The 19,399-nt window shown below is 56.6% G+C and carries 17 protein-coding genes and 4 tRNA genes; 6 read left to right on the forward strand and 15 right to left on the reverse strand.

The window, feature by feature from the left end:
- Nucleotides 1–28: 28 nt before the first annotated feature.
- The 5 genes from yigB to INF73_RS08365 are packed head-to-tail and all read right to left on the reverse strand — an operon-like array spanning nt 29 to nt 3,411.
- Complete coding sequence (gene yigB, locus INF73_RS08345) at nt 29–745, reverse strand: 5-amino-6-(5-phospho-D-ribitylamino)uracil phosphatase YigB (protein WP_063437758.1); 717 nt, start codon at nt 743–745, stop codon at nt 29–31.
- The gene (xerC, locus tag INF73_RS08350; protein WP_041911832.1) at nt 745–1,647 is read right to left on the reverse strand and encodes a tyrosine recombinase XerC; all 903 of its coding nucleotides are present in this window, start codon (nt 1,645–1,647) and stop codon (nt 745–747) included. Before xerC ends, yigB begins: the two co-directional genes overlap by 1 nt.
- Nucleotides 1,644–2,351: a DUF484 domain-containing protein gene (locus tag INF73_RS08355; protein WP_028014794.1), complete on the reverse strand. Its 708-nt coding sequence runs from the start codon at nt 2,349–2,351 to the stop codon at nt 1,644–1,646. The genes xerC and INF73_RS08355 overlap by 4 nt, the downstream gene beginning before the upstream one ends.
- On the reverse strand, nt 2,348–3,172 hold the full coding sequence (gene dapF, locus INF73_RS08360; protein ID WP_041911831.1) for a diaminopimelate epimerase: 825 nt from the start codon (nt 3,170–3,172) through the stop codon (nt 2,348–2,350). Before dapF ends, INF73_RS08355 begins: the two co-directional genes overlap by 4 nt.
- Nucleotides 3,173–3,207: 35 nt before the next feature.
- Nucleotides 3,208–3,411: a lipoprotein gene (locus INF73_RS08365; RefSeq protein ID WP_041911830.1), complete on the reverse strand. Its 204-nt coding sequence runs from the start codon at nt 3,409–3,411 to the stop codon at nt 3,208–3,210.
- Between the two features lie 135 nt (nt 3,412–3,546).
- Here INF73_RS08365 and cyaY point away from each other — a divergent pair, with 135 nt between their 5' ends.
- Complete coding sequence (gene cyaY, locus INF73_RS08370) at nt 3,547–3,867, forward strand: iron donor protein CyaY (RefSeq protein WP_041911829.1); 321 nt, start codon at nt 3,547–3,549, stop codon at nt 3,865–3,867.
- A 91-nt stretch (nt 3,868–3,958) separates the two neighbouring features.
- Here the strand turns inward: cyaY and cyaA are convergent, their stop codons facing one another.
- Complete coding sequence (gene cyaA / locus INF73_RS08375) at nt 3,959–6,502, reverse strand: class I adenylate cyclase (RefSeq protein ID WP_028014798.1); 2,544 nt, start codon at nt 6,500–6,502, stop codon at nt 3,959–3,961.
- A 350-nt stretch (nt 6,503–6,852) separates the two neighbouring features.
- Here cyaA and hemC point away from each other — a divergent pair, with 350 nt between their 5' ends.
- The 5 genes from hemC (at nt 6,853) to INF73_RS08400 (ending at nt 12,326) form a co-directional block, all read left to right on the forward strand.
- A complete protein-coding gene (gene hemC, locus INF73_RS08380; RefSeq protein ID WP_192979146.1) occupies nt 6,853–7,794 on the forward strand; it encodes a hydroxymethylbilane synthase in 942 nt (313 codons plus the stop codon).
- Nucleotides 7,791–8,531 (forward strand): uroporphyrinogen-III synthase, encoded by a 741-nt coding sequence (gene hemD / locus INF73_RS08385; protein ID WP_193541515.1) that lies wholly within the window; start codon nt 7,791–7,793, stop codon nt 8,529–8,531. The genes hemC and hemD overlap by 4 nt, the downstream gene beginning before the upstream one ends.
- Before the next feature lie 20 nt (nt 8,532–8,551).
- Nucleotides 8,552–9,739 carry a uroporphyrinogen-III C-methyltransferase gene (gene hemX / locus INF73_RS08390; protein WP_041911826.1) on the forward strand — a complete coding sequence of 396 codons (1,188 nt, stop codon included), beginning with the start codon at nt 8,552–8,554 and terminating at the stop codon, nt 9,737–9,739.
- A 2-nt stretch (nt 9,740–9,741) separates the two neighbouring features.
- Complete coding sequence (gene hemY / locus INF73_RS08395; RefSeq protein WP_028014802.1) at nt 9,742–10,941, forward strand: protoheme IX biogenesis protein HemY; 1,200 nt, start codon at nt 9,742–9,744, stop codon at nt 10,939–10,941.
- Between the two features lie 173 nt (nt 10,942–11,114).
- Nucleotides 11,115–12,326 (forward strand): MFS transporter, encoded by a 1,212-nt coding sequence (locus INF73_RS08400; RefSeq protein ID WP_193541517.1) that lies wholly within the window; start codon nt 11,115–11,117, stop codon nt 12,324–12,326.
- A gap of 506 nt (nt 12,327–12,832) precedes the next feature.
- Here the strand turns inward: INF73_RS08400 and INF73_RS08405 are convergent.
- The 9 genes from INF73_RS08405 to wzxE form a co-directional block, all read right to left on the reverse strand.
- Nucleotides 12,833–12,909 (reverse strand) — tRNA-Pro (locus tag INF73_RS08405).
- Between the two features lie 46 nt (nt 12,910–12,955).
- Nucleotides 12,956–13,042: transfer RNA gene (locus INF73_RS08410), tRNA-Leu, on the reverse strand.
- Between the two features lie 21 nt (nt 13,043–13,063).
- Nucleotides 13,064–13,139: transfer RNA gene (locus INF73_RS08415), tRNA-His, on the reverse strand.
- A 68-nt stretch (nt 13,140–13,207) separates the two neighbouring features.
- Nucleotides 13,208–13,284 (reverse strand) — tRNA-Arg (locus tag INF73_RS08420).
- A 102-nt stretch (nt 13,285–13,386) separates the two neighbouring features.
- Nucleotides 13,387–14,772 carry an amino acid permease gene (locus INF73_RS08425; protein ID WP_193542516.1) on the reverse strand — a complete coding sequence of 462 codons (1,386 nt, stop codon included), beginning with the start codon at nt 14,770–14,772 and terminating at the stop codon, nt 13,387–13,389.
- Between the two features lie 197 nt (nt 14,773–14,969).
- Entirely contained in the window at nt 14,970–15,710 is a 741-nt protein-coding gene (wecG, locus tag INF73_RS08430) for a lipopolysaccharide N-acetylmannosaminouronosyltransferase (RefSeq protein WP_045631338.1), read from the reverse strand.
- A gap of 12 nt (nt 15,711–15,722) precedes the next feature.
- Nucleotides 15,723–17,075: an ECA oligosaccharide polymerase gene (gene wzyE / locus INF73_RS08435; RefSeq protein WP_028014806.1), complete on the reverse strand. Its 1,353-nt coding sequence runs from the start codon at nt 17,073–17,075 to the stop codon at nt 15,723–15,725.
- Nucleotides 17,072–18,151: a TDP-N-acetylfucosamine:lipid II N-acetylfucosaminyltransferase gene (locus INF73_RS08440; RefSeq protein WP_041911821.1), complete on the reverse strand. Its 1,080-nt coding sequence runs from the start codon at nt 18,149–18,151 to the stop codon at nt 17,072–17,074. The genes wzyE and INF73_RS08440 overlap by 4 nt, the downstream gene beginning before the upstream one ends.
- Nucleotides 18,148–19,398, reverse strand: a complete 1,251-nt coding sequence (gene wzxE / locus INF73_RS08445) for a lipid III flippase WzxE (RefSeq protein ID WP_063155587.1) — start codon at nt 19,396–19,398, stop codon at nt 18,148–18,150. The genes INF73_RS08440 and wzxE overlap by 4 nt, the downstream gene beginning before the upstream one ends.
- Between the last annotated feature and the right edge of the window lies 1 nt (nt 19,399).

Below are 19,399 nucleotides of genomic sequence, written 5' to 3' on the forward strand. Positions count from 1 at the left end.
CTGTTAATTTATACAGAACAATTGATGATTATATCAGCGTCGTGAGGGATGCCAACCGCGAAATTTCCACGTGCGGCAGAAGACGGCTGTCTGTTGCGGTCATCAGCTCCGCATTTTCTGGCTTGATCCAGCAGGCCTGCATGCCGCAGCGGATGGCACCCGCCACGTCGGTGGTCAGATCGTCGCCCACGTGAAGAATGTTACCGAGCGGCAAATTCAGTTTTTCCGCTGCCAGGTGATACATGTCGCTGAACGGCTTCGCGCGCCCGTGCGGACCCGCGCGCAGCACGAATTCAAAATAATCGCTGAGGCCAAACAGCTCCGGCTGGGCATTGCCGTTGGTGATGGCCACCAGCGGCCACTTTTCGGCAAGCTTCGCCAGCGTGTCGTGGGTTTCCTGTGGCACGTCGATGCGGCTGCGCCATTTGGCGAAGTTTTCCATTGCCGCTTCGGCACCGACGGCGGCATCCTGTGCGCTCAGACCCGCGTTAAGCATCGCCTGCTCAACCGCACGGCGACGCCATTCGGTCACGTCGTGGTAAATATCCGGCTCGGTCTCCCGCAGGGACTGGCGCAGCTTCTGGAAGTCCTTGTTTTGCATCGCTTTCAGCGCCGGATGGTAGTTCTGCACAAACGCCAGCGACTCCTGCTCGGTACGCAGGATCACCTCGCGGTTGTCATAAAGGGTGTCATCAAGGTCAAACGTCAGGGCTGAGATCTGACCGAGTGGGCGGTAAAAACGCATTATTTCCCCCGTTTGGCGCGTGGATGCGCCGCGTCATACACCGAGGCAAGGTGTTGGAAGTCTAAGTGGGTATAGATTTGAGTGGTCGACAGATTCGCGTGACCAAGCAGTTCCTGTACGCCGCGCAGATCGCCGCTCGATTCCAGCATGTGTGTCGCAAAGGAGTGGCGCAGCTTGTGGGGATGCACGTGGCTGTTCAGCCCCTGCTTGATGCCCCACTCCGCAAAGCGCTTCTGCACGTTACGCGCGGAGATCCGCTTGCCGAGCTTTGATAAAAACAGCGCATCCTCTTCCGCGCCAAACAGGCCGCGCAGATCCAGCCAGTGCTCAATCCAGGAGACGGCGTTGCGGCCAATCGGCAGGCGGCGCTCTTTGCTGCCCTTGCCCATCACCCACACTTCGCCGGATTCCAGATCGAGATGCTTTAAGTCGAGGTTCACCAGTTCGGAGAGACGCAGGCCCGCGCCGTACATCACCTCAAGCATCGCGCGGTCGCGCACGGCCAGCGGATCGTTTAGATCGATATCCAGCAGGCGGTTTACGTCGTCGACGTCAATATTTTTCGGCAGATGGCGCGGGGCTTTTGGCGTGGCGATCCCTTTTGCCGGGTTAGCTTTCAGCTTGCCCTGGCTGACAAGCCAGTCGAAAAAGCTGCGCAGGGCAGAGAGCCGGAGCGCAAGGCTCGCCGGGCTAAGATTTTTTTTACGGCTACGCACGACAAACCCGCGTACCGTGGCGGCGTCACATTGTTGCCAGCTTTTCAGGCCGATTTCTTCGGCAATCTGCATGATGGCATCAAGCTGACGCTGATAGTTGAGCAGCGTGATGGGGCTGAGCTGACGTTCCACGCCCAGATAGCGCAGAAACCGGGTGACGTCAGTGGCAAGCAGTCCGTCCGTCATACGCGTTCAATCCAGCGCTCCAGCAGCTCGGGCAGCATCAGGGCGATCTCCTGCAGCAGGTGCGTGGCTTGCCCCTGCTCATAGTGGTGCGCGTCGCGGCTGGTAAATAATATTACCCCCAGGTCGCCATCGCGTCCCATCAGCGACATCGCTACCGAGCCAATCGCTTTGGCTTCCGGCAGCACTACCAGCAGCTCAGGTCCGTTAAGCGGCCCCAGATAGTGATGCTCATGGCCCAGGCGCTGAATGCGCAGCGGTTCAAACGCCTGACGGCTGAGCGCCAGATGGGTAAAGCCGGACGGCGCGCCGATGCGCCAGCGGTCAGGGAACAGACGAATCGTTGCGCCCGCCAGCCCCAGCTCGCGCGCCCAGCGGTGGAAGCGGCTGAGAAACTCTTCTAGGCTGTGCGCCGAAGCCAGACGCGCCTGCAGGTGCAGAAGGCGATAGAACAGGCTTTCGTTGGTGCTGGCCTGCTCCATCAGCAGCGTCATGTTCTCTTCAAGCTGGTTGATGTGGTTACGCGAGCGCGCCATGTGCCATTCGACCAGCGACACGGTCCCGCGAACCGGATGCGGCACGCGCATTCGTTCGACGACGCGTGCATTGCGAATAAAAAACTCAGGATTGTTCAGCAGATAATCAACAACAGCGCTGTCGTCCAGTTCCGTCACTGTTTCCTGCAGTTCTTCCCCTGGTTGTTTCATAGATGGATAAACCCGTCATAAACATGTGTCGCCGGGCCAGTCATGTACAGTGGATGACCCGCTCCTTTCCAGGCGATATCAAGACGACCGCCCGGTAATTCCACGCGAACCTCTTCTGCCAGTAACCCCTGGGAGATACCGACGGCCACCGCCGCACAGGCGCCGCTTCCGCAGGCCTGGGTTTCGCCCGCGCCGCGCTCGTAAACCCGCAGACGGATGTGTTCACGCTTCACCACCTGCATAAAGCCGATGTTCGCCCGCTCCGGGAACCGCTCGTGGCTCTCCAGCACCGGACCGAGCGTTTCGACCGCCGCGGTTTCCACGTCATCCACCTGAATCACGCAGTGCGGGTTACCCATCGAGACAACGCCGCACAATACTGTCTGCTCGGCCGCCCGCATAATATAGGTCTTTTCCGCTTTGTTTGCGCGAAACGGCACGGCGGAAGGCTCGAAGTTAGGCTCGCCCATATTGACGCGCACCAGTTCATCGTCGGTAACGCTGAGCACCATACGACCGTTGGCGGTACTGACGCGGATATCGCGCTTATTGGTGAGCCCTTTCAGGCGGACAAAGCGGGCGAAACAGCGCGCGCCATTGCCGCACTGGTTAACCTCACTGCCGTCAGCGTTGAAAATACGGTAGTGGAAATCGAGGTCAGGATCGTAGGGCGGCTCAACCACCAGCAGCTGATCGAACCCCACGCCCACGTGCCGATCCGCCAGGCGGCGGATCAGTTCCGGGGAGAAAAACACATTCTGCGTTACCGCGTCGACGACCATAAAATCGTTGCCAAGGCCATGCATTTTAGAGAACTGCATCATTTGCTCCATTGCGCGGGTACAGAACGTTGTCGTCAGAGGTTAACCTGAGTCGGACCGCCGTTATCGCCACGATCGTTAGTCTTTGGCGTGGAAGACTCGATGCCGCTGTTAACCGGTTTTGTCGGCGGCGGCGCGGTTTTATCCGCAGGCGGGAAGTAGAGTGGTCCCTTCAGTCCGCAGCCGGTCAGGCTAAACAGCGTGATGAGAACGGCAAGCGTTCGGAAAGCGTTTTTCATTATAAAGTTGCCCGTAAGTTCAAATCTGTTTCTATCATCGCAGGAGAAGACACAAAAGCAAGAGTTTGCCGCTTTCCTGCAACGGGAATTATTTAGCGTTATACTGCCGCCATCACGAAAAACAGGAACAAAACCATGAACGACAGTGAATTCCATCGCCTTGCCGACACCCTGTGGATGACCATCGAAGAACGTATCGACGACTGGGACGGCGACAGCGATATCGATTGTGAAATCAACGGCGGCATTCTGACCCTGAGCTTCGAAAACGGCAGCAAAATTATTATTAACCGTCAGGAGCCGCTTCACCAGGTGTGGCTGGCGGCCAAACAGGGCGGCTATCACTTTGATTTGAAGGGTGACGAGTGGGTTTGCGATCGCAGCGGCGAAACGTTCTGGGATCTGCTGGAACAGGCGGCGACCGCGCAGGCGGGCGAGGAAGTGCGTTTCAGGTAGTTTTGTTGCCCGGTAGCGGCTGCGCCTTACCGGGCCTACAACGGCTCGAACCGTAGGCCGGGTAAGCGTAAGCGCCACCCGGCGAAAAGCCTCAGGAAAAATACTGCTGCAACAGCGGTGCAGTATCCTGATTCGCAGGCGCCGCAGGGGTAATCGCCTGCGTACGGAACGGGATCACCTGCGCTCGCCCATCTACGTTCACAATCTGGTAGAACTGCGGCAGATTGAAGTTGATAAAGCTGGAACCGTAGGTGAAACGGTCATGCGAGGAAGAGTAGAAGCGGCTGACGTCGCGCACCAGCTCCTCTTTGCTGCCTTCACAGTGGTGATACACCTCGGCGCGGTTGGTCTCATCCAGAATGTAGATGTTGAACCCGGCATCGTCGCCCGACTCTTCAAAGAAGAACTGAATAATCCCTTCACTGGCAAAGCCATCCACCACCTGCGGCAGCTTGACGTGGTTGGTTTCCACCTGAACTGAGAGGCCGTGCAGCTTGTTGTGTGAAATCGCGCCGTAGAACTCGATAGCGTTTTCCAGCTTCTGCACCGACACGTTCAGACGCTCGAAGAACAGGCCCCACGTCTGCCCGGAGACGCGCAGCGCTTTAAAGCGCCCTGTTTCCTGACGGGTGCTGGAGAGGCGCAGTTCGATGCACTCAGACACCAACTGCTGCACGCGAGTACGAATTAAACCGCGAAGGTGCTGGCTGTAGCAGAACACTTCGACGCTGTCCGGCGGCGCGGCGTCCTGGTGCATCTTGCCGAGAATGGTTTTCAGCGCTTCAATCATCGCCTGCTCGCCGTTGAAGTGCAGGGTACGCACTTCGTTCCACGAGTTGCGGTAAAGCAGGTCTACGCTGCCCACCAGGCAGTTTTGCTGCTCGCCAAAGCTGAAGACGTCCAGCTTGCGGAAGTCAAAATGGACCACCTGATTGCGGAAGGCCGCCGTCGGGTCGTACTCCAGGTTGACGATGATCGCCAGGTGACGAATCTCACACGGGCTGTAGAGCGCTTTTGGCGTTGGGGCAGGCAGACGCAGCGGGAAGTGGTGCGACACATCCGCCACCATCTCCTGCAGCTTGGCTAAATCGACCACCTCATTGCCCTTGATAAACAGGCGCGTGCGCGAGGTCAGCAGGCCGTTAAACCAGGCCCACGCCACCAGCTTGTTCAGATAGCGGTTATATTCCAGCGGCTGATGGCTGATAATCGAATCCATGCTTGGCGCACGGTTGTACAGATACCACCCGGTGCGGTTTGCGCGGCCCGGCGGCACATAGATAAAGGTCAGGTTTGGTTCAGACAGGTCAGGCGAAATCTGCGGGTTAACCAGGGTCACTTTGCCCGGCAGCGCTTCAAAAGCGGCGTACAGCTTACGGGTTAACACCCCGATATCCTGCGGGCTGGCGGAGACGCTAAGGTTATTGCGGCGCGCAAAGCGGATCAGGTTACGGTAGCTTTGCATCATCGCGTCGAGCAGTTCGTTGTGCGCTTCACGCACCTGATCGATCTTCCAGTTGGCGCGGTTATCAAGCATGGACAGACGCGCTTCGTCCCATCCCCACTCTTTCACAAGCTGACTGACCACTTCACGACGCCAGCCCACGCAGGCGCGCTCACGGCTCAGCTTTTCACAGACCTTGAGATAGAAACATCGACGCACCAGGTCAAGACGCGTGGTGTCATCAATGGCTTTCAGGTATTCGGTAACGCGCTCCAGCATCATGCAGTAGGCGTCGAGCCCGTAGGAGACAATTTCGCCATCGTGCAGGCGCTGCTTGATATCTTTCGCCAGCAGGCGCGGCGTAGGGTATTCCCACGAGTAGGCTTCAAGCAGCAGGGTTTTCAGCACCGCTTTGTACGGTGAATCAATGCTCTTGTAGAGCTGCCAGAGGCTTGCGCCAAAGTACTCTTCGGCGGACAGGGAGCTGAGGCCGCCCAGGTCCAGCCATTCGTTTGGCGTCAGTACGCCCTGCGCGTAAAGCGACATGACGTAGTCGTCGTAATGCTCTTCTTCTTCGCACGGGACCATATTCCACAGAATACGCTTCCCGGCCAGACGAACGGCAGTACGGTAAAATTCATCCAGCAACAGGATGTGCTGAGTCGAGCCGCAGTCCTCACCACCCAGACTGCCGCTTTCATTATGGCGGAAACGGTTTTCATCAATCAGGAAGAAGCTCACTTCCACGCCAAGCGAGGCCGCCCAGCTTTCCAGCAGGCTGCATTTACGCTGCAGCAGCTGGCGCTCTTCGTTATCGAGCCAGGATTGATGGCAGACCCAGATATCCAGGTCCGAAGAACAGCTCTGCCCTACCGATGAGGTGCTCCCCATCGAGTAAACGCCGGTAATCGGCAGTTCACCTTTCGGAGAAACCTGAGGCGGCATGCCGCGGTAGAGTTCCAGCTCGTTCAAATAATGCTGTTGGGTTTCATCAGGCGTGAAGAGGCAAATGCCCTGGGGAACGTTACCATCAAGGTAGCCAGGCATTAGCGGGTGGTGATAGTGCAATAATGTCGGCAGCAGACTGTATACCTGCTGGAAAGCAGGGCCCATGGCAGCAAGCGCGCGATCCACACGCAGTTGATTTATGGCATCCAGTCTCTGTTTCAGAGTCTCAATATAGAGGTACAAGACGTATCGCCTGATGTTTCCGGGTGTCGTAAGCTATTCAAAACACGAATAACAGCGAGCCCGCAGTATTTCAAAAAGATAACCGTTACCCTTTTTTCGCCCTTGTCATTATGGTGATACCGACGAAAAAATGGTCTAAAACGTGATCAATTTAACACCTTGCCGGTTGACCGTAAAGAAAGATGCGCTACATACAAGTGTAGCACCGTTCTGTACGTGTAAATTCCTGAATACGGCTATGGCTTACGAATACGCCGCCTTGTCCCTCTCACGCTTCATCAACCGTAAAACTGCCATCCCAGAGTCAACAATGTTAGGATGGTTAGCGATTGATAATGACGGTAACAAGCATGTTAGACAATGTTTTGAGAATTGCCACACGCCAAAGCCCTCTCGCGCTCTGGCAGGCACATTATGTTAAGCAGCGCCTTGAAGCCTGCCACAGTGGATTGCGCGTCGAACTGGTGCCGATGGTCACGCGCGGTGACGTGATTCTGGATACGCCGCTGGCGAAAGTGGGCGGCAAGGGCCTGTTTGTCAAAGAGCTGGAACTGGCATTGCTTGAGAACCGCGCCGATATCGCCGTACATTCGATGAAAGACGTGCCCGTCGAGTTCCCGGAAGGGCTGGGGCTGGTGACCATCTGCGAGCGCGAAGATCCGCGTGACGCGTTTGTCTCGAACCACTATGACTCGCTCGACGCGCTGCCGGCGGGTAGCGTGGTTGGCACGTCCAGTTTACGCCGTCAGTGTCAGCTGGCGGAGCGTCGTCCTGACCTTATCATCCGCTCGCTGCGCGGTAACGTTGGCACGCGTCTGGGCAAGCTGGATAACGGCGATTACGATGCCATTATTCTTGCCGTTGCCGGCCTGAAGCGCCTGGGGCTTGAGGAACGCATTCGCGTGGCGTTGCCGCCAGAGCTGTCGCTGCCGGCCGTCGGGCAGGGCGCCGTCGGCATTGAGTGCCGTCTGGACGATGCGCGCACCCGCGAGCTGCTCGCTCCGCTGAACCATGACGAGACCGCAACCCGCGTAAAAGCCGAGCGGGCGATGAATACTCGCCTCGAAGGCGGGTGTCAGGTGCCGATTGGCAGCTATGCTGAATTAACAGACGGTGAACTGTGGCTGCGCGCGCTGGTGGGCGCGCCGGACGGTTCACAGATGGTGCGCGGCGAACGTCGCGGCAAGCCGCAGGATGCCGAGCAGCTTGGCGTGTCGCTGGCGGAAGAGCTGCTGAATAACGGCGCACGTGAAATTCTGGCCGAGGTCTATAACGGAGAACCCCCTGCATGAGTATTCTTGTCACCCGCCCTTCTCCCGCAGGAGAGCAGTTAGTGAGCCGTCTGCGCGCACTGGGGCAGGTGGCCTGGAGTTTTCCGCTCATTGAATTCTCCCCCGGTCGGGAGCTCACTGCGCTCGCCGACCAGATGAATACCCTGCAGGAAGGCGACCTGCTGTTTGCGCTATCGCAGCATGCCGTGGAATTTGCCCATGCGCAGCTGCAACAGGCGGGAACACGCTGGCCGACCGCTCCGCGCTATTTCGCTATCGGCAGAACCACCGCGCTGGCCTTACATACCGTGAGTGGAACAGACGTTCGCTACCCGTTGGATCGGGAAATCAGCGAAGTCTTGCTACAATTACCTGAATTACAAACTATTGCCGGAAAGCGCGCGCTCATTTTGCGCGGCAACGGTGGCCGCGAACTGCTGGGTGAAACGCTGCGGGAACGCGGGGCTGACGTCACGTTTGTTGAGTGCTACCAGCGCTGTGCGAAACACTACGACGGTGCAGAAGAGGCGATGCGCTGGCACGCGCGCGGTATTAATACGCTGGTGGTCACCAGCGGTGAAATGTTACAACAGCTTTGGTCGCTGATACCGCAGTGGTATCGCGAAAACTGGTTACTCCGCTGTCGGCTTCTGGTCGTCAGTGAGCGTCTGGCGAACCTCGCCCGGGAACTGGGCTGGCAGGATATTCGGATCGCTGATAACGCCGACAACGATGCGCTGCTGCGCGCATTACAATAACTCTCAAATGGGAAGCCATAATGACGGAACACGAAAAATCCTCCGCCGTGGTTGAAGAGACCAGGGAGACTGTGGAGACGACGCCACAGCCAGAGACGACAGAGAAAACCGCTGAGAAGAAAAACGGCAGCAATAAAACCAGCCTCGCGCTGAGCGCGATTGCCATCGCCATTGCGCTGGCAGCAGGCGTCGGCCTGTATGGTCTGGTAAAGCAACAGAGTGCTAACCAGACTGCCACCAGCGATACGCTGGTCAATCAGCTTACCTCCCTGCAAAAAGCGCAGGAAACGCAGAAAACCGAGCTGGAAGCGGTGATTAAGCAGCAGGCCGCCGCGCTTGCCGAGGCGAACAGCAAACAGGAAGAGCTGACCAAACAGCTGGGCGAAGTACAGCAGAAAGTCGCCACGATCTCCGGCACCGATGCCAAAACCTGGCTGCTCTCGCAGGCCGATTTCCTCGTCAAACTCGCCGGGCGTAAGCTGTGGAGCGATCAGGACGTGACCACCGCCGCCGCGCTGCTGAAAAGCGCCGATGCGAGCCTGGCCGACATGAACGATCCGAGCCTCATTACCGCGCGCCGTGCGATTACCGAAGATATCGCCAGCCTCTCCGCCGTTTCACAGGTGGATTACGACGGCATTATCCTCAAGGTGAACCAGCTTTCGAATCAAATAGATAACCTGCAGCTGGCGGATAACAATGACGACGACTCCCCGATGGACTCTGACGGTACCGAGCTGTCCAGCTCCCTGAGCGAATGGCGCATAAACCTGCAGAAAAGCTGGCAGAACTTTATGGACAGCTTCATCACCATCCGCCGTCGCGATGAAACCGCCGTACCGCTGTTAGCGCCGAATCAGGATATCTATCTGCGCGAAAACATCCGTTCCCGCCTGCTGGTCGCGGCGCAGGCCGTGCCGCGCCATCAGGAAGAAACGTACAAACAGGCGCTGGATAACGTCTCGACGTGGGTACGCGCCTACTACAACACCGATGATGCAACGACCACCGCCTTCCTCGAAGATATCGACAAGCTGAGCCAGCAGAACATCACCATGAACGTGCCGGATAAACTGGCCAGCCAGCCGATTCTGGAGAAGCTGATGCAGACGCGCGTGCGTAACCTGCTGGCGCAGCCGGGCGTTCCGGCCGGGCAGACCGGCACAGCGGCGGCACCAGCGCCAGAAAGCGCGCCACAGGGAGAGTAATGATGCTAAAAGTCCTTTTACTCTTCATTCTGCTGATCGCCGGGATCGTCCTGGGCCCGATGCTTGCGGGTCATCAGGGATACGTCCTGATCCAGACCGATAACTACAACATTGAAACCAGCGTAACGGGTCTGGCGATCGTTCTGATCCTCGGCGTCGTGGTCCTGCTAGCCGTTGAATGGATCCTGCGCCGTATTTTCCGCACCGGTGCCCATACCCGCGGCTGGTTCGTCGGCCGTAAGCGCCGCCGCGCCCGTAAGCAAACGGAACAGGCACTGCTAAAGCTGGCCGAAGGCGATTACCAGCAGGTTGAAAAGCTGATGTCGAAAAACGCCGATCACGCGGAACAGCCGGTGGTGAACTATCTTCTGGCCGCCGAAGCGGCGCAACAGCGCGGTGATGAAGCCCGCGCTAACCAGCATCTGGAACGCGCGTCAGAACTGGCGTCTGGCGACCCGATCCCAGTGGAAATTACCCGCGTCCGCCTGCAGCTCGCGCGCAATGAGAACCACGCGGCGCGCCACGGCATTGACCGTCTGCTGGAAATCGCACCGCGTCATCCAGAAGTCCTGCGCCTTGCGGAGCAGGCCTATATTCGTACCGGAGCGTGGGGCTCGTTGCTGGACATCATCCCGTCGATGGCGAAGGCCGAGGTGGGTGATGATGAACATCGTGATGAACTTCAGCGTCTGGCATGGATTGGCCTGATGGATCAGGCGCGCGCCGACCTGGGCAGCGAAGGCCTGAAAACCTGGTGGAAGAATCAGAGCCGGAAAACGCGCCAGCAGGTCCCCCTGCAGGTGGCCATGGCGGAACATCTTATTGAATGTGACGATCATGACACTGCCCAGGAGATCCTTCTCGACGGCCTGAAGCGCCAGTACGACGATCGCCTGGTCATGGTGATCCCGCGCCTGAAAACCAATAACCCTGAGCAGGTCGAAAAAGTGCTGCGCCAGCAGATCAAAACCGTCGGTGACCGTCCGCTGCTGTGGAGTACCCTGGGCCAGTCGCTGATGAAGCACGGCGAATGGCAAGAGGCGAGCCTGGCCTTCCGTGCGGCACTGAAACAGCGTCCGGACGCGTTTGACTACGCGTGGCTTGCCGATACGCTGGACAAACAGCATAAGCCAGAAGAGGCGGCCGCCATGCGGCGCGATGGGCTATTGCTGACGCTGCAAAATAACGGTAACCCGCAATAAATAAAAAAGGAGGCCAGACGGCCTCCTTTTTTTATCGCCTTTCTCCTGCTACATTCTTTACACCCACATCTGCAAACGAACCCGCCAATGTAACGAAGTCTTTTCATTAACCTTTTTTCACACACGCGCACTTTCTGCAGCGTGGATTAAATCGTTTTTGAAAGGAAATCTTCATGAACTCGCTTTTGTATGCGCTTATTGAAGCGCTGCGCTGCCACCGCTGGCTGCGCCTGCTTGCCTGTGCTTTTATCTTTTCTTCGCTGGGAAATGGTCTAACCCAGGTCGTGGTCTTTGGTTTACTGTTAGCGTGGTCGGCCCCGCCCGCCCTGCTCACTCTCGCTTTTCTTTTCGCAACGGTTCCGGGATTCATCGGCAGCGCGATCGGCGAAAAGCTGTGCTCGCGCTATTCTCCAGTATTTCTGCTGATACTGACCGAGGGGCTGGGATTGTTCGCCCTACTCTTCCCCCTGCTCGGTGCGGGTTATCACAGCATTGCCTCGCTACTCGCCGTGCAATCCACCGAAGCGCTGCTCAGCGGGATGAGCTGGCCCGCGCTGACATTGCTCTTTAAACGCGGACTTAGCGAAACAGAGCTGCCTGCTGCAACCTGTCTGGAAAATGTGATTTTTGCTTCTCAGGTGTTATTAGGTACTGGACTCGGCGTGGTGCTATTCAAGCAGACCTCCGTGTTTACCTTGCTGGCTATTGATGCCGCCAGTTTTCTCGGGTCGCTGCTGCTGCTGTGGCTGGCTGGGCGCCGGTTTTCTGCGCCATTGCTACCTCTCCCCGGTGAAGATGCAGCCCCCGCGCCACTGCGCTGGCGGACGTTGACCGTTCGGCAAAAGCGCAGCCTGCTCATTTTGCCGGCGCTGGCGGCCGTCGGCTCACCGGCTATGGCGCTACTTCCGGCCCTGGCGCAGCAGCTCCATCCTCAGGATGCGGCGGGCCTTGCTCTGCCTCTGCTTTTCGCAAGGAGCATGGGACAACTTTGCGGCCCCATGCTGCTAAAAAAAGAGAGCCTGACGCGCTTTGCCGTCCACACGCCGCGAATCATCGTTTGTCTCGGTATTTTTCTTGCCGCTTATGGAATGCTGCCGTTGTTGTCCGGGTGGATGGCATGTGCGCTGGGGATGATCTTTATCGCGCATCTGGCCTCAAACGTTCTCTTCACAGCCGGCACGTTTGGCGTACTCAGCAGTTTTCATATCACGCAAACCGCGTCAGCCAGCGGTAAAGCCTGGCGCTGGCAAACGCTCAGCGCCTCGCTTTTCACCGGCATTACAGCGATAGTGGCTGTTGGGCTTGGCTCAGTGCTGGCGCTCTATACGGTCTCGTCAGCCGCCCTGCTGTTGGTCGCCCTGATCATGCGTGGGTATCGGGAATAAGACATAAAAAAACGCCTGCTATAAAAGCAGGCGTTAAAACAGGTCTGTAAGACAACATATTTGGTGCTTCACTCAACGTTATGTCCATGGTGTCTGATGAGGCCGAAGCGACATCTGTCAGTGGACGATAAGCACCGTAAATGGCTCTGCGTCATTCCTGAGTTTATGAGGCACTAAGGCGAACATAAGAGATGGAATGAGCATCTACGCGTATATTATTGCACGTAACGTGCCAGATTTACACGCAGAACTTTTACATGGCGCAACATTTTAAGATAAAAGGAAATTATGCTGTTAAGTAGCCTCTGAAGCTTCATAGCGTATCGGTAAAAGCAGAAATATGTCGCCAGGAAGAGACAGTAAATCCTATAAATAATTATTTATTTTATTTTCAATGGCTTGCATGTCACTGAATCGCGACAATGATAAAGGGTACTTTCTGGAGATAACGACAGGGAAGAAAACTTACAGAAAACAAAAAACCCCGCCGAAGCGGGGTTCAAAATTGGTCGGCGAGAGAGGATTCGAACCTCCGACCCACTGGTCCCAAACCAGTTGCGCTACCAAGCTGCGCTACTCGCCGATGTACTGCTTTTTTGAATTTTTAGTTCAATTCATTTAAAAAGTCGTGGTGCGAGGGGGGGGACTCGAACCCCCACATCCGTAAGGACACTAACACCTGAAGCTAGCGCGTCTACCAATTCCGCCACCTTCGCAATTCACAACTCTTTCAATAATGGGGTGGCTAATGGGATTCGAACCCACGACAACTGGAATCACAATCCAGGGCTCTACCAACTGAGCTATAGCCACCACTGTATTCTTTCACGCGGTACTGACTACTTCTCAGACCACCGCAGCTCTAGCGCCGGGAACTAAAATGGCGCGCCCGACAGGATTCGAACCTGAGACCTCTGCCTCCGGAGGGCAGCGCTCTATCCAGCTGAGCTACGGGCGCTTAGCGCCGTTGCGGGGCTGGATATTACGTACCTCCGTCCCCGCTGTCTAGTGCTTTTTTGAAAAAAATGCGCGTTTGGTTATGGTTTGCACATTTTGCCGCTTATTCCTCCACTTTCTGCGTGGTGGCACGGCGACCCAGACCAAAAAGCTTATACGCGGCCGTCACTGCCGCCAGGAAGATTAGCCCGACAAACAGCGACATGCGGGTATCTTCATTAAAGTACATTCCAATTAATACGCAAATCAGGAACGCCATCGTCAAATAGTTCGCATACGGGAAAAGGATCGAGCGGAACGGATGGCTGGCGATCGCTTTTTTATGCGCATGGCGAAAACGCAGCTGGCTGATGAGGATAACAAACCACGGCACCATGCCCGGCAGCACGCTGGCGCTGTAGACGTAAACAAACACGCGCTGCGGATTAGGGATGATGTAATTCAGGCAGGAGCCAATCAGCAGGATGACAATGGAGACCGCGACGCCCGCTACCGGCACGCCAGCACGCGATACTTTACTCATTGCCGCAGGCAGCTGGTTATTTTTCGAGAGCGCGTAGAGCATACGGCCACAGCTGTACATCCCGCTGTTACAGCCTGAAAGCGCTGCCGTCAGGACCACAAAGTTGATGATACCCGCTGCTGCTGTAATCCCAATCTTCGCAAAGGTTAATACGAACGGGCTCCCCGTCGTGCCGATTTCGTTCCACGGGAAGATGGTCACAATAACGAAGATTGCGCCCACGTAGAAAATCAGGATGCGCCACAGCACTTTGCCCACCGCGCTACGCAGCGTAACCTGCGGGTTTTTCGCTTCCCCGGCGGTAATCCCGATCAGTTCCACGCCCTGATACGAGGCCACAACAATACACAGCGCCGTCAGGAAGCCCTTCCAGCCGCAGGCGAAGAAGCCGCCGTGTTCAGTCAGGTTGCCAAAGCCGATGGCGTGTCCGCCGTTGCCAAAACCATAGAAAATCACGCCCAGGCCAATAACAATCATCACGATGATGGTGGTTACTTTGATCATCGCAAACCAGAACTCGATTTCACCGTAAAGGCGCACGGCGGCCAGGTTTGCCAGCGCCACCAGCCCCACGGCAATGAGTGCCGGTATCCACTGGACCATGTCCGGGAACCAGAACTGGACATAAACCCCTATGGCGGTGATTTCAGAGATGCCCACCGCCATCCACATAAACCAGTATGACCAGGCCGTCAGGTAGCCGAAGAACGGGCTCATATAGCGGTGTGCGTAAACGGCGAAGGAACCGGTCACCGGCTCCAGAAAGAGCATTTCGCCCATTGAGCGCATGATGAAGAAAACAAACAGCCCGGCGATGATATACGCCAGTAATACGGAAGGGCCTGCCCATTTGAGGGTGCTTGCGGAGCCCATAAACAGGCCAACGCCGATAGTGCCGCCCAGCGCTATCAGTTCGATATGACGAGCTTCCAGCCCACGCTGTAGCTCCGGTTGTTTCTCTGCCATAGATCCTCGATTGTGTTTGCTGTTTCCCGGCTTAATACCGGTTATTGTTTTTTAGGGGTACTAAAATACGGTGCGAATGGTTTCTCAAAATCGGCCAAATGGCAAACGATGCATTAAAAAAATGAATGCATTGTACAAATTATCAGCAGTTTTGCAGGTGAGTTGCAGCGCGAACAGCATATCGCGCTACATTTTGATTACATTTTACCGGTATAGTGCCAGGTGAGGTAGCGAAGCAGTCGAATCTGTCGTTTAATGCGGGTGGGTTGGGAGAGCAGGCGGTAGAGCCACTCCAGCCCCATATTTTGCCAAATCTTCGGCGCGCGCTTCACGTGGCCGGTAAAGACATCGTAGGTGCCGCCAACGCCCATGTAGAGAGCATCCGGGCAGACCAGACGGCAATCGCGCATCAGGATCTCCTGGCGCGGGGACCCCATCGCCACGGTGACGATTTTTGCCCCGCTGTCGCGCACGCGGGCAAACAAAGCCTGCTGGTCTTCAGGCTTGAAGTAACCATTCTGGCTACCAACAATATTAACATTCCATTGACGACGCAGTTTCTCTTCGGTCTCGGCCAGCACCTCAGGCTTACCGCCAATCAGGAACACCGGCGTACCCTCCGCACCAGCGCGGGCCATAAGCTGCTCCCAGAGATCGGCACCCGCCACGCGAGATACATTAGCATCAGGATATTTTTTACGGATAGAGCGGACCACGCTGATACCGTCCGCGTATTTAAATTCAGCTGCTTCTATCAGGCTTTTGACTTCGGCGTTATCTTCCACCGCCAGCATCTTTTCCGCATTGATAGCGACCAGCGTACCGGATTTCATCTGCCCATCGGCGAACAGAAAATCCAGCGCGTGCTGCATGTCGCGCCAGCCAATCAGCTGCAAACCACGAAGCGCATAGCGCGGTGCAGAAGTTTTATCAGTCATTACTTTCCCTACTCAGACTTGCGACAGCGTTGTGCTGCCCTGTGGCTCACGCTTGTGCACAAGCCCTGCGCTGTCGAACAGCCAGTACAACAGTTTGGCCAGTAACAGGCAGATGCCAAAAACGACCATGAAGAACACCACGCGCGAAACGAACGAGTCCAGCCCCTCGCGCGCCAGAACGATCATATTGAAAATGGCACCAAAGCAGAAACTGTGCAAAATGGCCGCTTTATAGCGGTTGGTCTCTTCGTTACCGCGCACGTAAAGCCAGTCAAACCACTTAATAATCAACCCTACGACAAACGCGCCCGGCAGGATAAACCAGCCTCCCCCCATCACCACCAGGGAACCAATCAAGGTTGGCGAGATCGCCAGGCCCGAATGGTTGTTCAGCACTTCCCAGGTAAAATAGTTCGCGGTATTGAGTACTACGCCAGGGCGGTCCGGCCAAAGCCAGCTCGGGATAAAGACGTAGAAATCGCGCACAATCGGCGCCAGCCCCTGGAAATCAATCTTGTCGTAGTTTTGCAGCAACAATGCCAGGTTTTCCCACGGCGAGAAGGTGTCGCGCGTCAGGTAGAGGAACGTGTAAAACGCCTCGTCGCCCGCCACGTTCATCCCGTAGCGCTTCAGCGCCAGCCAGAACATCCCCACAATGCCAAATACCCCTGCCGCAACCAGCATCCACAGCGAGATCCAGCCGCGGATGATGCCGATGAAGAGGAAGATAGCGAAAGCGATGATAATGTTGGCACGCGTACCGCCCACGATCATGTAGGTCAGGATACCGAACGCAACCGTACTGACCAGGAAGAACAGCCATGCCTTGCTGTCCTGGCGAAGGAAGAAGATCACCAGCATCGCCGGGATGAAGAAATAGAAGAATCGCTTAAGCGCCACGCCTGAGACTTCAGCCGAAAAAATCTGGCTGTAGGAGTGGAGCTTAAACAGCAGGAAGCCGTTATGCATGAAGAAGATGCCGACGCTGACCAGGGCGATCGTCATGAGCATCACCCACGTCAGATGGGTCTCCACCCGGTTCATGGTAAAGAGCGCCCGACGCGGGGCAGCGGCCTGCGCTGGTCGCAGACGCGTTTTATAGGTGACGTAGTAAACACCATAGAAGCAGGTCGCCGCCAGCAGGGCCTGGAGAAGAATTTCCGGCGGCGCGACGCTCACGTCAAAACGGAAGACCAGAATGCTGGTCAGCGGGAAGCCGAAAAAGAAGGTCAGCAGAAACAGCAACGAGAAGAACACGTTAAAGTTGAAGCGCACCCGGCGGAACTCAAACCAGGTGAGCGTGGCGATAAATAGCGTGCTCAGAAGCCAGACAACCAGTAAGCCGCTAAACTGCAACTGACTCATGCGTTGTCTCCTGAAGCGATACGCAGCGCGCGGTGCCACGGCGTGAGGTAATTCGGGCTGAAAAAGTCGATGCTATTTTTATCCACCAGCGTGAGCTGGCGTTGTGCTTCACGTACCACTTCAACATTCAGCGCGTCTGAGGTGAACAACACCGGAATATGCTGCTCGGCCATGTCCTGCCAGAACGGGTTTTCACGATTAAGCACGCACGGTACACCCGCCTGAATGAGCAGGCACAGCGTACCAATCCCCTGCTGGCGAGCAAAGATGAAATAGCCCAGATCGCATTTTCGCAGCAGCGCAAGATAGTCATCAAACTCCAGCTTTTCGCTGAGAATGTGCAGATTTTCTTCGCTGAATAACGCAAGCCCCTGCTGGCGAACCTCATCAATGTAGGCGTCGTTGTTGGCCGGATAACCCATCGGCACCACCACGTTCACCGTGTCGCCAAACTGCTGGTGTACCGCCCGGAGCGCGGCGACATGTTCGTTACTGCGGTCGCCGGAATTCCCCACCAGCACCGTCAGCTTGCCTTCGCGAACCGCGTCATTCGCCATGGTGTTCAGCGCCGGATCCATACGGGTTGGGAAATAGAGTAGCTCACCGCGCACGTTAGGGTGCTGCTTCGCAAAATAATTCAGATCGCCACGGGTGGCAAAAACGCGGCCCACCCTTCCCTGCGCCATGCGACGCAGCGGATAGAAAAGACGGAATTTCCAGCCGCGCGAGACTTCGTAGAGATCGGCTCCCCAGATATGCCAGCTGCACTGGGAGGGTTTAATTCCCCCGCTGAGCAGAGCCAGCCACAGGCCGGTATTGAACTGCCCGTGGAAAAAGAAACGTTGCTCACGATCCGCTTTGGCTTTGGCAATAACCGCCTTCGCCAGGGTAGCTTTATCCGGCCAGAAGGTGATTGTCAGCGCCGGAAACGCCGCGCTCAGGCCATTATCCTGACCTGCAACCATAAACTCGCGCGCATCAGGATTGCCCGATGCCAGCTCGTCGTTGAAGAACCGCAAAACGGTCTGGTTATGGTGTGGGATATCCGATCCCAGGATGTGAATCAGTGCAGTCATGCGCGTTTACGCCACAATAAAAATACGCCGCAGCAGGCAGCGAAATAAACGATATAGGTTGCCATGTAGGCCTGAGCCGCCCCCAGCGCACCGTGCGCGGGTATCAGCCAGTGCGAAAATGCTGTCAGCAATGCAAACTGGCTAACCTCCGCGAGGATATACAGCCGCAGCGAGGCTTTCGCAATCACCAGATAGCCGAAAACGTAAGCCCCCACTTTCAGCACATCACCCACCAGTTGCCAGGCAAAAAGATCGCGCATGGCGGTAAACTTCGCCGAGAACAGCAGCCAGATGGCGACATCACGCAATAACCAGACGGTCAAACTGGCCGCCGCCACTGCGGGTAATACAAAACGCAGGGAGCGGAAAATTTCGCGGGTAATATCCTGCCTGGACGTCAGACGCGATAAGGTTGGCAGCAAATAAACGCTAAAGGAAGCCGTTATAAACTGGAGGTAAGCATCGGAAATACTGCTTACGCCCTGCCAGATCCCTACCTCATCCCAGCTGTAATGCGCCGCCAGCAGGTTTCGCATCATCACGTAAGCCACCGGCAGCGTGACGGAAGTAATGAGCGCCATCAGGGTAAACTTACCCAGCTGGCTGGCAAGCACCTTGTCCCATTGCGGTTTCAGGTAGCTCAGAGGGATAACGCCCTGGCGCATCAGCATGAACGCCGCAGGCACAACAACCAGTGCCGGAACCAGCGCCAGCCCAAGCAGTGCGCCTTCATAGCCGCCCAGGCGGTAGCAGAAATAATAGGCAATCACGCCGATGACGCTACCCAGGATGAGCGCAAGCGCGTTCCCGGCAGCATCGCGAAAACCTTTCATCAGCGCCAGCAGCAGGTTAGCCCAGGCAATGCCCATCTGGACCAGCGCGACCAGACGCACCAGTCCCTGATAATGGGGGTGCCCGAACAATCCCTGGCTAATGGGTGCCGCGGCCAGCAGAAACACAATCGCCAGCAGGGTCGAAAAGCCCGTGACCATTGCCGACGCGGTGCCCACTACCCTGCGAAGCTGGGCCGCATCATCATGATACTGAGCAACGTATTTGGTCACGCCGTTGAAGATCCCGGCACCGGCCAGCACCCCAAGGACGGTAACAAGCTGGCGGAAGTTGCCCGCCAGCCCGACGCCTGAGGGGCCGAATGAGACGGCCAGCAGCTTGACGACCAGCAGTCCGGCACCAATTTTTACAAGCGTGGACGCGGCGGTCCACACCGATGCTTTTGCCAGAGACATA

The sequence above is a fragment of the Enterobacter cloacae complex sp. P6RS genome, from assembly GCF_014982245.1.
Taxonomy (GTDB): Bacteria; Pseudomonadota; Gammaproteobacteria; order Enterobacterales; family Enterobacteriaceae; genus Enterobacter; species Enterobacter bugandensis.